Here is a 213-nt window from a genome sequence, read left to right on the forward strand (position 1 = left end):
CCGGAAGATCAGGGTGATGTCGATGTCGCCGAAGGCTTCGGTGAACACGGTGTCCACCGGTACCGCGCCGAGCGCCGAGCTCACGTCGACCGGGTCGGCACCCGGCCGGACGGTCACCGCGTAGTCACCGGAGTGGGACCGCTGAACGGTCACGAACGGCGGTTGGCTGGACGGGGTGCGCCACGGGCCATGGTCAGGCGGAATGATGGGCAC

The 213-nt window shown here is 69.0% G+C and carries 1 protein-coding gene; it reads right to left on the reverse strand.

Annotated features, from left to right (window positions below; genetic code table 11):
- Positions 1-213 (reverse strand): hypothetical protein (locus tag FrCorBMG51_RS34315; protein ID WP_047225351.1); only part of this gene is annotated, 213 nt, incomplete at its 3' end.

This window comes from Protofrankia coriariae, assembly GCF_001017755.1.
Taxonomy (GTDB): Bacteria; Actinomycetota; Actinomycetes; order Frankiales; family Frankiaceae; genus Protofrankia; species Protofrankia coriariae.